The 13,747-nt window shown below is 55.9% G+C and carries 13 protein-coding genes; 7 read left to right on the top strand and 6 right to left on the bottom strand.

What is annotated here, in order from left to right:
* Positions 1–151: 151 nt before the first annotated feature.
* Positions 152–583 carry a VOC family protein gene (locus ACJ8MK_RS16380; RefSeq protein ID WP_060388381.1) on the top strand — a complete coding sequence of 144 codons (432 nt, stop codon included), beginning with the start codon at positions 152–154 and terminating at the stop codon, positions 581–583.
* 6 nt (positions 584–589) lie between these two features.
* On the opposite strand, the gene ACJ8MK_RS16385 is transcribed toward ACJ8MK_RS16380, so the two are convergent.
* On the bottom strand, positions 590–2,134 hold the full coding sequence (locus ACJ8MK_RS16385) for a BCCT family transporter (RefSeq protein WP_033654079.1): 1,545 nt from the start codon (positions 2,132–2,134) through the stop codon (positions 590–592).
* A gap of 158 nt (positions 2,135–2,292) precedes the next feature.
* On the opposite strand from ACJ8MK_RS16385, the gene betI reads away from it, so the two are divergent.
* Positions 2,293–2,889: a transcriptional regulator BetI gene (gene betI / locus ACJ8MK_RS16390; protein WP_033649464.1), complete on the top strand. Its 597-nt coding sequence runs from the start codon at positions 2,293–2,295 to the stop codon at positions 2,887–2,889.
* A gap of 9 nt (positions 2,890–2,898) precedes the next feature.
* Here betI and ACJ8MK_RS16395 read toward each other — a convergent pair whose 3' ends face one another.
* Positions 2,899–4,668: an ABCB family ABC transporter ATP-binding protein/permease gene (locus tag ACJ8MK_RS16395; protein ID WP_086581101.1), complete on the bottom strand. Its 1,770-nt coding sequence runs from the start codon at positions 4,666–4,668 to the stop codon at positions 2,899–2,901.
* A 181-nt stretch (positions 4,669–4,849) separates the two neighbouring features.
* On the opposite strand from ACJ8MK_RS16395, the gene ACJ8MK_RS16400 reads away from it, so the two are divergent.
* A complete protein-coding gene (locus ACJ8MK_RS16400) occupies positions 4,850–5,707 on the top strand; it encodes an AraC family transcriptional regulator (protein ID WP_033635812.1) in 858 nt (285 codons plus the stop codon).
* A 34-nt stretch (positions 5,708–5,741) separates the two neighbouring features.
* Here the strand turns inward: ACJ8MK_RS16400 and actS are convergent, their stop codons facing one another.
* Positions 5,742–6,494, bottom strand: a complete 753-nt coding sequence (gene actS / locus ACJ8MK_RS16405; protein ID WP_033635813.1) for an amidase activator ActS — start codon at positions 6,492–6,494, stop codon at positions 5,742–5,744.
* 159 nt (positions 6,495–6,653) lie between these two features.
* The gene (locus ACJ8MK_RS16410) at positions 6,654–7,331 is read right to left on the bottom strand and encodes a hydrolase (protein WP_442517898.1); all 678 of its coding nucleotides are present in this window, start codon (positions 7,329–7,331) and stop codon (positions 6,654–6,656) included.
* A 272-nt stretch (positions 7,332–7,603) separates the two neighbouring features.
* On the opposite strand from ACJ8MK_RS16410, the gene ACJ8MK_RS16415 reads away from it, so the two are divergent.
* Entirely contained in the window at positions 7,604–8,467 is an 864-nt protein-coding gene (locus ACJ8MK_RS16415; protein ID WP_164097719.1) for a LysR substrate-binding domain-containing protein, read from the top strand.
* A 119-nt stretch (positions 8,468–8,586) separates the two neighbouring features.
* Complete coding sequence (locus tag ACJ8MK_RS16420; RefSeq protein WP_033635816.1) at positions 8,587–9,156, top strand: HdeD family acid-resistance protein; 570 nt, start codon at positions 8,587–8,589, stop codon at positions 9,154–9,156.
* 58 nt (positions 9,157–9,214) lie between these two features.
* On the opposite strand, the gene ACJ8MK_RS16425 is transcribed toward ACJ8MK_RS16420, so the two are convergent.
* Both ACJ8MK_RS16425 and ACJ8MK_RS16430 read right to left on the bottom strand, forming a co-directional pair.
* Positions 9,215–10,474 (bottom strand): glycoside hydrolase family 75 protein, encoded by a 1,260-nt coding sequence (locus ACJ8MK_RS16425; RefSeq protein ID WP_101427309.1) that lies wholly within the window; start codon positions 10,472–10,474, stop codon positions 9,215–9,217.
* 73 nt (positions 10,475–10,547) lie between these two features.
* Positions 10,548–11,273: a hypothetical protein gene (locus tag ACJ8MK_RS16430; protein ID WP_133160041.1), complete on the bottom strand. Its 726-nt coding sequence runs from the start codon at positions 11,271–11,273 to the stop codon at positions 10,548–10,550.
* A gap of 607 nt (positions 11,274–11,880) precedes the next feature.
* Between ACJ8MK_RS16430 and ACJ8MK_RS16435 the strand changes: the two genes are divergently transcribed.
* Together ACJ8MK_RS16435 and ACJ8MK_RS16440 are read left to right on the top strand one after the other, a co-directional pair.
* Complete coding sequence (locus tag ACJ8MK_RS16435; RefSeq protein ID WP_223182037.1) at positions 11,881–12,495, top strand: 2OG-Fe dioxygenase family protein; 615 nt, start codon at positions 11,881–11,883, stop codon at positions 12,493–12,495.
* Positions 12,492–13,724, top strand: coding sequence for a cysteine desulfurase-like protein (locus ACJ8MK_RS16440; protein ID WP_442517899.1), 1,233 nt, complete (start codon positions 12,492–12,494; stop codon positions 13,722–13,724). The genes ACJ8MK_RS16435 and ACJ8MK_RS16440 overlap by 4 nt, the downstream gene beginning before the upstream one ends.
* Positions 13,725–13,747: the final 23 nt, after the last annotated feature.

Here is a 13,747-nt window from a genome sequence, read left to right on the forward strand (position 1 = left end):
CGCAGGCCGTGACAGGAATCACAAACAGACCGCCCCTTAACGCCCTGGTAGCGGGTTATTACCGGCGCGGCTAGCTTATGCCAACTCGATCCAACCCCGGATGGGAAAACAACGGCATGATAAGCGGCAGGCAACCAGCAAGGAGATGAACATGACGACAGCACTGACAAAAGCCGGTTTCTGGCGCAAAACCGCCGACTCTTCATCGCTGCGTGAGCCGCGCGTGCTGATTCGGGTCTACGTTGGCGAAGGCGAAATCGACCGCGCCATCGCCTTTTACGAACAGCTGCACGGCGTAACGGCGGACATGCGCTTCGATTTTCCCGAACATCGGCTGGTATTGGCGGCGGTGGGGCCGTTTCTGATCCTGGAAGGGGCGGAAGAGCAGTTGAGTCCTTTCCGCAGCACCGTCGGCACGCTGCTGGTCGATGACATTTATCCCTACCACCAGCGGCTGCTGGCCGCCGGCGCCGAGATTTTCTTCGGCCCGGTGGAGGTACCCACCGGCGCCTGTTTCAATGCGCGCCTGCCGGACGGCACGATTGTCGAGTACGTGCATCACCGGCCGCGCGCGGGCGAATAAACCGCCTCAGGGCAGCGCCGGCTTCATGGCGTAACGGCGCAGATCCTTGCGCAGGCTGATCATGTACAGCACGATCACCGCCGAGAACGGCAGGCCGCACAGCACCACCGCGGTCTGCATCGCGCTGAAACTGCCGGCGTACAGCAAGCCGGCGCATACCAACGTGGTGACCGCTGCCCAGAACACGCGCAGCCAGGCCGGCGCGTCATCATGGGCGGAGCCGCCCTGGCAGGAGAGGTTGGCTATCATCAGCGTGCCGGAATCGACCGGCGTCAGGAACAGCACGAAGCTGATCACCACCACAAAGCCGGCGGTCAGTTGGGTATAGGGCAAGTATTCGAACAGCTTGAACACCGCCATCGGCGGATCGCTTTGCGCCACCTGCCCCAGGATCGCCTGCCCGCCTTCCAGCACCAGACTGATGGCGGTATTGCCGAAGATCGACAGCCACGCCAGCGTGAAGCCCAGCGGGATCAGCAGCACGCCGAAAATCAGTTCGCGAATGGTGCGCCCTTTGGAGATGCGCGCGATGAACAGCCCGACGAACGGCGCCCACGCCACCCACCAGGCCCAGTAGAACAGCGTCCAGGCGCCCTGCCACTGGCGCGCCTTGCCGTACAGATACATATCGAAGCTGCGGCTGACCAGCGAGGTAAGATAATCGCCGAGGTTCTGCAACATGCCGTTCAGCAGGTTCAGCGTCGGCCCGGCCAAAAACACGAACAGCAGCAGCAGGCACAGGAAGCCGACGTTGATGTTCGACAGCATGGCGATGCCCTTCTCGACGCCGGTGACCGCCGCCAGCGTGGCCACCACCATCATCACCACGATCAGCGCCAGCAGCACGCCGGTGCTTTGCGGGATGTCGAACAGATAAAACAGCCCGGAGTTCACCAGCAGCGCGCCGATCCCCAGGTTGGTCACCATCGAGATCACCGTCACCAGAATGCCGAAGCTGTCCACCAGATGACCGACACAACCGTGGGTGCGCTCGCCGAAGATCGGGTATAGCGCAGAGCGCAGCGCCAGCGGCAGGCCGCGGCAATAGGCGAAATAGGCCAGCGCGGTGGCGATCAGCGCATACAGCGCCCAGCCGTGCAGCCCCCAGTGCAAAAAGGTCAGCGCCATCGCCTGTCGCGCCGCCTGCACGGTGCCGCCGCTGCCTTCCGGTGGCGACAGGAAGTGATCCAGCGGCTCATAGGCGCCGTAGTACACCAGCGCAATGCCGATGCCCGACGAGAACAGCATCGCCACCCACGAGGGATAGCTGAACTGCGGCGGCTCGTCATCCTGGCTGAGGCGAATATGGCCGAAGCGCGACAGCGCCAGCCAGAACACGAATGCCATGCAGGCGACCATCAATAACATGTAGTACCAGCCGAATACGTCGGCGACCCAGCTTTGCGCGGCGTTCAGCCACAGTTTGCTGGCGGAGGGGAACAGAACGACCAGCGTTCCCAGCAGCAGGATCACCGCCGCCGAGCCGAAAAATACCGGAACATTCAATCTGACAGGTTCTTCGTCAAGCGATGGGGGAGTTTTTGTTGTCATTGGCAGGCTTCCATGATGCGAAAGACAGACGATTTCAATGCAACTTTTAGTTAACATATTATCGCCATTTATTTGACATTCTCGCAGCATATAGAGTATTGATTGACCGTTCAATCAATCAAATCCAAAGTGTGATTGGCCTATCAGTTGAGGAAAATATGTACCGAAGAGACATTCCGGAACAGCGTAAGGAGCAGTTGATTAACGCCGCCTTCGAGACCATTAACGTCGTCGGGCTGGCCGGCGTCACCCTGTCTCAGGTGGCGAAAGAAGCCGGGCTGTCGACCGGCATCGTCAGCCACTATTTTGGCGATAAAGAGGGGCTGCTGAGCGCCACCATGCGCAAAATCCTGCGCGACCTGCGCGATGCGGTGGCCGAGTGCCGCGCGCAGGCGGCAAGCGACAGCCAGTCACAGCTGTTCGCCATTATCCAGGGCAACTTCCACCCCAGCCAAACCAATGCCGTGTCCATGCGCGCCTGGCTCGACTTCTGGGCCGCCAGCATGCATCAGCCGGTGCTGCGCCGCCTGCAGCGCGCCAACGATCGGCGGCTCTATTCCAATATTTGCAGCCAGTTCCGCCGCGAGCTGCCGCTGCCGCAGGCGCGCGACGCGGCGCGCGGGCTGGCGGCGATGATCGATGGGCTCTGGCTGCGCGGCAGCCTGGCCGGCGACGAGACGGACCTGAAGCAGGACTGCCGCATCGCCTGCGACTACGTGATACAACGGCTCAAGGCCGCGCCATCGGCGGCGTGACCCCCTCCGTCAGTGTGGCTCCTGCTCTTCGCTATACTGGGTTTGCCACATCGCGGCGTAGCGGCCGTTAGCCGCCAGCAGTGCCTCGTGCCCCCCGCGCTCGACGATCTCCCCCGCCTCCAGCACGATGATTTCATCGGCGTCCACCACGGTGGAGAGCCGGTGGGCGATCACCAGCGTGGTGTGGTTGCGGCTTACCTCGCGCAGGTGCCCCTGGATTTCGCGCTCGGTCTGGGTATCCAGCGCGCTGGTCGCCTCGTCGAACACCAGGATGGCCGGATTTTTCAGAATGGTGCGCGCGATCGCTACCCGCTGCTTTTCACCGCCCGACAGCTTCAGCCCGCGCTCGCCCACCCGGGTGTCGTAACCGTCGGGCAAACCGACGATAAAATCATGGATATGCGCCAGCCGCGCCGCCCGCTCGATTTCTTCATCGCTGGAGCCGGTTTTGCCGTAGCCGATGTTGTAGCGCAGCGTATCGTTGAACAGCACCGTATCCTGCGGCACGATGCCGATCGCCTGCCGCAGGCTGGCCTGGGTCAGTTGGCGAATGTCCTGGCCGTCGAGGGTAATAGCGCCGCCCTGCACGTCGTAGAAACGGAACAGCAGGCGCGACAGCGTGGACTTGCCCGCGCCGGAGGCGCCGACCACCGCCACCGTGTGGCCCGCCGGAATGGTAAAACTCACCTGCTTGAGGATCGGCCGCCGCGTGTCGTAACCGAAGCTGACCGCGTCGAACCGCACTTCGCCGCGATCGAGACGCAGCGGCTGCGCATCCGGGCTATCGACGATCTCACGCTTTTCCTGCAGCAGATCGAACATGTTTTCCATGTCGATCAGCGCCTGGCGCACCTCGGAATAAATAAAGCCGAAGAAGTTCAGCGGCTGATACAGCTGCAGCAGATAGGCGTTGACCAGCACGAAGTCGCCGACCGTCATCCTCCCCTGGGTAATGCCCTGCGCCGCCATGGCCATCATCACGATCAGTCCGATCGAAATAATGGCGGTTTGCCCCAGGTTGATCGCCGTAAAACTGAATTGGTTCTTGATGGCGGCGTATTCGTACAGCCGGCGCGACAGGTCGAAACGCTCGGCCTCGAACTCTTCATTGCCGAAATACTTCACGGTCTCATAGTTCAGCAGACTGTCGATGGATTTACTGTTGGCGTCGGCGTTGGCCTTGTTGAGCTCGCGGCGAAAGCGGGTGCGCCAGCTGACCGCCAGCACGGTAAACAGGATGTAGCAGCCGACCGTCGTCAGGATCGCCAGCGCGAACCAGCCGTTCAGCATGTGCCACATGATCGCCGTGACCAGCGAGAGCTCGAACAGGATAGGCACGATGGAGAACAGCAGCCGCGACAGCACCGTGGACACCGCCTGGGTGCCGCGCTCGATGGACAACGACAGCCCGCCGGTCTGGCGCTCCAGATGGAAGCGCAGGCTCAGCGCATGCAGCTGGCGAAACACCCGCACGCCCAGCAGGCGCGTGGCGTTCTGGCTGACGTGAATGAACATCACGTTGCGCAGCTCCTCAAACAGCGCGCCGCCCACCCGCGCCACGCCGTAGGCGACGATCAGCCCCAGCGGCACCGCCAGCATTTTCGCCGTCTCACCGCTCAGCGCATCGACCATCGCTTTGTAGGCCAGCGGCACCAGCGTGGTGCTGACCTTGGCCGCCACCATGAACACGAAGGCCACCACCAGGTACCCCCGCAGCCGCGGGTTGTCTTTCGGCCACAGGTAGGGCAGCAGGAATTTCAGCAAACGGGAACGATCCATCATGTAATATTCATCTTCTCGGTCGGGATCGCGGCGCACGGCCGCGCGGGGGTTATGAGTTTGGCCTGGCCGGCGGCGAACGCCGCAGCCATCCCGTTTTCCTGCGGTGGCAACTCAGCATCATCCGTCAGGAGAAGCAGCGGCGGCTCGGGCAAAGTTCAGGCATGGAGGAGACAATCACATGACCCAGACGTATGCAAAGCGCTTTGCGCAGGTCTTTGACTATATCGACCGCCACCTGGACGAGGCGCTCACCGTCGAAAAACTGAGCGAAGTGGCCCACTTTTCGCGCTTTCACTTTCAACGCCAGTTTAGCGCGTATTGCGGCATCTCGGTGTGGCGTTATATCCAGTGGATGAGGCTCAAACGCGCCTCGTACCGCCTGGCGTATAACCCGCTGGAGCCGGTGATTGACATCGCGCTGGACGCCGGTTTTCAAAACCCGGAGTCCTTCAGCCGCGCCTTCAAACAGGCGTTCAGCCAAACGCCAAGCCAGTTTCGCAAACGGCCGGCCTGGATCGATTGGCAGCAGCGCTTTCCCGAGCCGAAACACACAAGGAAACAACCCATGAAGGTAGACATTGTCGACTTCCCGGCCACGCCGGTGGCGATGATCGAACATCGCGGCCCGTCCGCGCTGGTCAACGAAACCGCCGCACGCTTTATCGAGTGGCGCAAAACCAGCGGCCTGTCGCCGGTCAGAAGCAGCCGCACTTACGGCATCGCACCGCACGATCCGGCCACCACCGAAGCGCAGGACTTCCGCTTCTTCATTTGCGGCGAGGTCACTGCGCCGATCCCCGAAGACAACGCCTTCGGCGTGGTGAACAGCACGCTGCCGGCCGGACGCTGCGCGGTGCTGCGCCATCACGGCTCGCTGGATGGGCTGTCTGAAAGCGCTCGTTATCTCTACAGCGAGTGGTTGCCGAACAGCGGCGAGGAACCGCGCGATTTTCCGCTCTATTTCCACTACCACAACTTTGTGCACGAGGTGGCGGAATATGAACTGGTGACCGATCTTTACCTGCCGCTGAAGTAACAAAAGTCAGGCTCCTCACGGAGCCTGACTGACGTCAACAGGACGGCGACGATCCCTGCGGCGGCAGATAACGCTGCGGATCGAGCGCAGTGGCGCGGTAGCGGATCTGGAAGTGCAGGAATACCGAATCGGTGCCGGTGCTGCCCATGGTGCCGATCTTCTGCCCCGCCTTCACATCCTGGCCGTTGCGCACCAGCGTGGTGTCGTTGTGCGCATAGGCGGTAATGAAGTCCTCACCGTGCTTAATCATGATCAGATTGCCGTAGCCGCGCAGCTGATTGCCGACGTACACCACTTTGCCCTTGGCGGAAGCGTAGATCGGCTGGCCGCGCTTGCCGGCGATATCGATGCCCTTGTTGCCGCCGTCGGAATTGGAGTACGCCTGCACGATCCGACCGCTGGTCGGCCAGCGCCAGCAGCGGGAAGCGCCCGGCGGCGGCGTTTGTTTGACGATTGCGGCGGAAGACGACTTTTTACGGCGCGTAGCGGCGGTTTTGGCCGGCGCGCTGCCGCTCAGCCGCAGTTTCTGCCCCACCTCGAGGCTATAAGGCGGACGAATTTTGTTGATTCTGGCCAGCTCGCTGACTTCACTGTCGGTGATCCAGGCGATGTAATACAGCGTATCGCCCCGTTTGACGGTATAGGTTTTGCCGGAATAACTGCCCTTCGGCAGTTTGTCATAGTCGCGGTTATAGGTGTTTTTGCCCGAACACCCGGCCAACAGCAGCCCCAATGCCAAACACACCGCCACGCGGCGCCACCCAGCCAGTTTGCTTCCTGTGCTCAAATCCTGTCCCCAGTCGTCGTTTCGGTTCTGATACGCGTCAGCCGCACAGTGTAACATTTGCGCCGGGTCAGTCAAAAAAGGGGGATAAAGGGGGGCGATAAACAGCACGAAAATGGCGCCCTCAGGCGCCAAGCGAAAAACGAGCAGGCAAAGGACGTTTCAACGCTGCGAGTCCAGGATCTCGTTTTTCTTAATCACATCCTGCGCTTTGTTGTAGCTTTCAATCAGCAAGCGATAGTTCGGGAAGATTAAGGTGTAAACTTCTGCCCATTCAGCCGCATCCGCGCGATTCCAGGTTTGCTGAATTTCCGACGCGACGGCGGCGGTATCCATCGGCACCGCCCCGGCTTGCACCACGCGAGCCAAGGTGATTTCCTGAGCCATCTTGGAATAGGTGCCGGAGGCATCAACCACGGCAAACACCTGATAACCGGCGTCAATTGCGCTGATCGCCGGGAAAGCCATACAAACGCTGGTGATCGTACCTGCGATGATCAACTGTTTTTTGCCCGTGGCTTTCACCGCCGCAACGAAATCCGGGTTATCCCAGGCGTTTATCTGTCCGGTGCGAGCGACATACTGCGCATGGGGCGCACTTTCGTGGATTTCCGGAATCAATGGCCCATTTGGCCCCTGCGGCACGGAAGCGGTAGTAATGACAGGCATTTTCGCCAGAGTGGCGATTTTGGCGAGCGCTGTCGCATAGCGGCGCAGATCAGGCATGGGCATATCACCAATCGTTTGAAACAAACCGCTTTGATGGTCGATAAGCAGCATTGCCGCATCGGCAGGGTTAATCACCGGGCGTTGATTATTAAAGTTGGCTGGAGAGCTCATATATCCTCACTTATTCATCCTGAAACCTTGTGGCGATTATTTAAGCGCCGGTCGGCGGCTAACTCGTCGTAACGACCAGAGATATTTCAACGCGCCCGGCGCCATATCATCAAATTCTGATGGTTTGAAGCATTTCAAATATTTACCATGCAATGAAATCTTCACTTTTCAAACTAGCAATGAATAGACAGGATAAACAGTAAGAAAATTGGGAATGAGTATTTCACCAATGGGAAGGTCAGATTTGTATGATAGATTTCAATGAAATGTTTATGTTTGCCAAAGTGGTTGAATGTGGTGGTTTTCTTGCCGCCAGCAAGAAATTCGGCATATCAAAATCCATGCTGTCCAGAAAGATATCCAATCTTGAAAAGAGGCTTAACGTCAGGTTAATTCAACGTTCAACCCGAAAAATAATGATTACCGATATCGGAAAGGAATATTATCGCTACTGTATAAAAATGCTCACCGCCGCTGAAGAGGCGGATAATTTCATTATTAATAAAATCGAAAAACCCACGGGGAAAATAAGGATAACATGTTCAAACATGCTTATTGATCTTGGCTTGCCAGCTATTTTAACCAAGTTCATGTTGCAGTATCCCGAGGTCAGTCTGCATGTAAAGATATTCAACAGAGATGTTGATATCATTGCCGAAGGATATGATATCTCATTAAAAATTGTCACCGACGTGCCCAAAAACAGCAATCTGGTTATGCGGACCATTTGCACCATACCTTCTGCATTTATGGTGAGCGCATCAGCATTCGACAAATATGCTTTAAGCAAACCTGCGGATTTATCGAAAGTGCCCACGCTTGGCTGGCTGTCTTCACACGTCCAGGCTACCTGGACATTTCGTCAAGCCAAGCGCGAGATCAAAATCAACAGCGATCCATGCCTGGTGTGCGACGATATTCGCCTGATAAAAGATGCCTTGGTGGGCGGCGTCGGCGTTGGTTTTTTGCCGCTGGCGCTGGCGGAGCAAGAGTTGATGGCAGGAAGCCTGAAAACCGTTTTCGACGATTGGTCTGTGGAGGCGCATAAAATTGTCGCCATTTACCCCACCCGACAAGGCCTGCCTCCCGCTGTCAGAGTATTAATTGATTTCATTGTTGATGAATTCAATGGATAGCAGGCGATTTTTCAACCCATTACTGCCGCGGCATTTTCTCTTATATCCCCAATGGCGACTATGCTAGTAATCGACAGTCGTAGATTTCAGGATCGTAATACGCAAAATGGAGAACTATCATGTTGAACCTCGACCGCAATAATCTGCCCCTCCTGAGCGAAGAATTGCTCAAAAAGCAACGTACCACCCTGCTGATCATCGCCTTCCTGCTGCTGGCGGGCGGCATACTGTGCCTGGTCAATCCTTTCGCCTCCGGCGCGGCGCTGAGCATCGTGGTCGGCATCCTGCTGCTACTGAGCGGCGCCGGGCTGATTATCGCCATGATCGCCAACCGGGCGCAGAATACCTGGCCGATGATCGGCGGCATTCTGCTGGGCGTGGCCTACCTGATTATCGGCTATGTGTTCATCGCCAGCCCGCTGGCGGGCATTCTGGCGCTGGCGGTGTACCTCGCCGTGCTGTTCGCGCTCGGCGGTATCGCGCGCCTGGCGGCGGGCTACATGCGCCGCGGGCTGCCGGGCAACTGGCTGCAGTTCGTTATCGGCGTGCTCGATTTGATCATCGCCTGGATGCTGATCGGCTCAGGCCCGGCGGCATCGGTCACGCTGGTGACGGCGATCGTCGGCATCGAGATGCTGGTCAGCTCCTTTGCGCTGTTCCAGGCGGCGAATCTGTTTAAAAAAAGCTAACTCGGTAGCCGCCGCTCTCTTGAGCGGCGGCTTTGGATATCACGCCAATAAAAATTCCCTAGGGCATTCTTATTGCGTAACGCCATTCCCCTATCTTTGAACCTATACCGTCGAGAGAACGTGTATGGATGCCAAAGTATTGATTATCAAAAATAACTGCATAACCAACCTGCTCGGTAGAAAACGAGACAAAGCAATAAACGTGGTCAAACTCCTTGGGGTGGCCAATCGGCCCGGAGACACAAATATCTCCCGGCGCCAGACTCGCACGGTGGGTTATCTTCTGCCATCCCTGCTCTAGAGCCCATTCAACGAAGTAATCAACATTGATAGACTGCATGCTGCCAAGTTTCGGATAAGGCAAGCCACAGAGCTTAAGGCAACTGACCTGGTGTGCAACGCAGGCATTGCTTGTCGCGGTAGGGCTGTATTCCGGCACAAACCAGTCTTCTACCGCTTCCCGGATTGAACGGTAATCTTCTTTAAACATCCCGACAAACCGCTCAGCGTTGCTGTAAAAATGATCATCCCACACCACGGCATCAGCCAGTTGCGCGACAAACGGTGCATCTATCGTGACCTTTGTTTTGGGCAGCAGTTGCAATATCAGAGCAAGTTCCTGAGTATCACTATATTCTTTAACATGACTTTCTCCCGATTTCGACGAGATAACTACCGTCGGCGTTCCCTTTCCATTACTACCTAACATAACACCTGAGATATCTTCGATTTTCATCGGCAAACTAAAAGGCAAATTTTCCTTGAACAACTCTCGACCATATGCCTGGATCGTTTCAAAACTCACCGTTGCCCCCAAGCTTGCAGAGCCTGCAATGATCTCATAGGCCACTCCATACCCGATCCCTCTGATTATTTTTTTCTTATTTTTACTCCATGGGTTAACGCCAAGCGCTTCAACTGCGGCAATGGAAGCCTCTCCGATAGACTCTTTTCCACCGACGTCTGCACAGATTGCATAGATATGACTATCTCTATAATTTATTTTAGCCATATCCCCCATATTTACAGCGACTCCGGTGATCTTCTTCCAATTACCTGGAATAACAAAATAAGGAATAATTCGCGCATTGACATAATCTCCCTCACCTCGCCAACCATTCCCTCTTCTTAAGCTGGTTTCCTTTTGACCTGTCGGATCGATTTCCTCCGCATCAGGACTACCATCGGCATCCGTATCTGCATCGGCAATAATTAAAATATGGCCATCATCTTTAATCATAACAACAGGATCTGGCATGACCGGCTCACCTGGAGAAGTCCGGCTATTTTTCCATGAGTGGGTGATGACATTTGACATAATGTTACCCTCGGTGAAAGCATGGCGCCAAATGATATATATTACCGACAAGCATAAAGACATACATAATAAATTATGACGGTTTGTCGGTCATATTAATTCGGCAGATTTTTATTTTCAACGTCACAGAAGCGACAGCTAACTCTTTATCTTCTTTACTGTAAAACTTATACCCCTGACTCGTTGTGACACCCAACAACCTTGCTTTGTTTTGTTGTTCTTTTTTAATAGCCTCCGCCATTGCATCAAGATTAGGCGTGATTAATTCAACACCCGCCAGCCTGATTTCCAATTCATATGCCAAATCCCCCAGATTTTGGTAAAGATAATTTCCCACATCAGTATAGTATGCCTTGTTATTATCAATAATTAACACAACACCCTGGTCTAAAAGGTTGATAACTTCATACATGTAATTAGCCGATGCCGCAGCCGTCTTGTAATTATAGATTTGCGCCGCATAATTATAATGACCAGAAAAAATATTATCGCCAACAGCAATGCCGCCACTGTACATCGCAGTCGTCACTGAACCACTTGCGGCAGAAATTACAGCGACGAGAGTACCAAAAAAACCCACCTCATTATACCCATAGGTTTTCCGATAAAGACTTATGTATTTCCCTCGCCATAATTCTCGATAAACCAAAGCGATTTTTTTAATGTTATCAATCTTAGGTTTTTTTTCTGCCGCGACCGACCACGGTGCGGGTCGAGGTTTTTCTACCGGGATCGGATAAGGGCTGGTACAGCCAGAAAGCATCCACGCTAATGATAATGAGGCTAATGGATTATTCATATTCCAAGCTCACAATACAGACACTTATTTATAAAAATAGCTCAGCACTTTTTTTCCTCCACTTTTCTAGTTATAGACTTTCACTTTGAAATTTAAATCTAAAAAATCAATACCCGCCTGATATTTTGTTCTTCACAATGGTTTACCTATGCATAAAAATCTTGGATAAAATATCTTTAACCTCCACTCTTTTTCATTAAAGTTAAAATATTCAATATAATAAAGCAGACCTCTGCCCTGACAGAAAATCGCCAATAGATATGAAAGTCTTGTGCACACCATTCGATAATTTGTCCTCTTATCCCTCCCCCCTCATCTGACGGGCAGTGTTCTATCATGCCCCCACTCCTTAGCCAGGTGTAAACCAAGCTTGATTGGGATGCTCTTGTAAGAATGACGTTTACCTCTCATTACCACCGAAAAACGCGTTGATGCAACCGTTCCCTCTCCGCGTTCACCCCACTTTACGACCGCCGTCACACCTCGCCACCGCCAAATTGCGTTGGTTATAGAGTCGTCTACAATTCAATCGAATTACCCCCTACAACATCAGAAATTATTATTATTAGAGGTGATTATGTTACAGAAACACGAAAACGTAATAAGTATGACTGTACTAAGCCCGCAAGCCACCCAACAACTGATGCCTTCGTTTTCCTCCTTGCCCCACACGCAACACGCCGACGGCAAATATCGCCTGCGCCGTTATTCGGTCGTTAAATACCTCAACCCCAACGTCGCCGAAGTGGGGCCACGCACCTTCATGCAGTCCGATCAGATCAACCACTTCCAGGGCAACGTGGTGCGCCGCTTCGAGCCTATCGACAGCGCCGTACTGCAGAGCGCCGGCATGGCGGAGATGTGCAACCTGTTTGCAGAAAGCAACGAGCTGCCGGAAGGCGCCGAGATTGAGATCCATCAGATGCGCGTGGTCGCCATCGAGAAAGATACCCAGGTGGCGCCGGAAGGCATTCACCAGGACGGTTTCGACCATATCGCGATGATCGCCATTCACCGGCACAACATCGTCGGCGGTGAAATTATGCTGTACGACGACAGCCACCACGATCCCTTCTTTAAAAAAGCGCTGGCGGACGGTGAGGCCGTGCTGCTGGCGGACAGCAAACTGTGGCACAACGCCACGCCGATCAACGCCGTGAACCCAACTGAGGAAGGCCATTTGGATCTCTTCGTCCTCACCGCGCGGGGAGAGAAAGCATGACCTTTACGCCCGAGCTCGCCCGACGCCAGTTCAGCGCCCTGTCTCAGCAAATCGACGGCAAACCGGCGATCTTTTTCGACGGCCCCGGTGGAGCGCAGGTTTCACGGGGCGTGCTGGAAAAAATGACGGACTACCTGGGGAAATACAACGCCAACCTGGGCGGCCACTACTTCTCCAGCCGGGTCACCGGCGAGGTGATGGGCCAGGCGCGAGAATCGGTGCGCGCCTTGTTAAATGCGCCGTCGCCCGACAACATTGTCTTCGGCATGAACATGACCACGCTGACTTTCCATCTCAGCCGCATCATCAGCCGCGACTGGCAGGCCGGCGATGAGATCATCGTCACCGCGCTCGATCACTACGCCAACGTCTCCAGCTGGCAGCAGGCCGCCGCCGACAAAGGAGCCATGGTGCATCAGATACCGCTGGAGAGCGCAGACTGTTCTCTCGACGCCGCAAAGGTGTGTGAACGCATCAACGCCAACACTCGCCTGGTGGCGGTCAGCTACGCCTCCAACGTCACCGGCAGCATCGTCGATATCAAAACCATCGTCGAAGCCGCGCATCGGGTCGGCGCGCAGGTGTATGTCGACGCCGTGCACTATGCGCCGCACAACCTGATCGACGTGCAGGCGCTGGGCTGTGATTTCCTGGTATGCTCCGCCTACAAGTTCTTTGGCCCGCACGTCGGCATGGCCTACCTTGCGCCGCAGTGGCTGCAACGCCTGCGGCCATATAAAGTCGAGCCGGCCACCGACGTCGGCCCCGGCCGTTTCGAGACCGGCACGCAAAGCTTCGAGGCGCTGGCCGGCGTCGCGGCGGCGATCGACTATCTGGCGCAGTGGGGCACGCCCGGCGCGCCGTTAAGGCAGCGTTTGCAGGAGAGTTTCGCCGCCTACCACCAGCATGAAGAGGCGCTGTGCCGCCACTTTTTGCAACGGCTGCAGCAACTCGACGGCGTGCGGCTCTACGGCCATTCACAGGCGGACAGCGCGCGCCGCACGCCAACCTTCGCCCTGACCTTCAGCGGCCAGACGCCTGATGCGATCGCCCGTCATCTCGGGCAGCACAACATCTGCGCCGGCAGCGGGCATTTCTATGCGCTGGGCCTGATCCAGCAGTTGGGGTTACAGGACGGCGGCGTGCTGCGCATCGGCATGATGCACTACAACACCCAGAGCGAAATAGACACGCTGTTTAAAGTGATCGCCGAAGATATCCTCAGTTAACTCGCCACATCGGCCCGCTCACC

This window comes from Serratia sp. CY38905 (genome assembly GCF_052168875.1).
Taxonomy (GTDB): Bacteria; Pseudomonadota; Gammaproteobacteria; order Enterobacterales; family Enterobacteriaceae; genus Serratia; species Serratia sarumanii.